At 60.9% G+C, this 713-nt stretch carries 1 pseudogene; it reads left to right on the top strand.

What is annotated here, in order from left to right:
- Positions 1–713, top strand: a pseudogene (locus ACG0Z5_RS23805) (OmpA family protein); the annotation flags it as partial.

Here is a 713-nt window from a genome sequence, read left to right on the forward strand (position 1 = left end):
GCGATGCAGCAACAGGTGCTGATGAACAGCCTGATGAGCTGGTTCCATCAGCACGTCAAAGCTGTCTTTATGGATGAGAACCCCGACGTTCCTGTCATTGCTCCTACCGCGGTGCTGTGGGGAATGGGGCCGATCCTTGCCGGAAGTCTGGCCACATCAGCCTGGACTGCGTGGCTTTCCCGTCACACTGCGATGCAGCAGGTCGCGGGCTGGCAGCCGGTGGGGACGGACAGTACGGTTATCTCCCCCTTCCCGGATTTTATCCTGCCGCTGCTGCCCGAAGGGCGAGGCCTGACGCCGCGTGGGCGGGCCTTCCGTTGTGCGCTCGGGATTTTCACGCTGGCGGCCATTGCTGCGCTGCTCAGCAGTGGCTGGAACAATCGTCAGCTGTTGCAGCGCGTGAGCTTTGATATTGCCCGCTATGACCGTATCCCGATGCATGATTTCGGACCAAAAGCCGATGCCGTTGCTGTCCTGCGTGACGATGCGGCAGAGCTGGATGACCTGGCGCGCAATGGTGTACCGGCGCGGATGGGCCTCGGTCTGTATCAGGGTGAGCGTCTGCGAATGCCTGTGCTGGATGCGATCCGTTCGTATGTGCCTCCGCCGCCGCCACCTAAACCACAGCCGAAACCTAAACCGGTACCGAAAATTGTCCGCCTCGACAGCATGTCGCTGTTCGATTCCGGCAAGGCAGAGCTGAAAACCGGCTC

Origin of the sequence: Scandinavium sp. M-37 (assembly GCF_043558715.1) — a bacterium.
Classification (GTDB): Bacteria; Pseudomonadota; Gammaproteobacteria; order Enterobacterales; family Enterobacteriaceae; genus Scandinavium; species Scandinavium vulneris_A.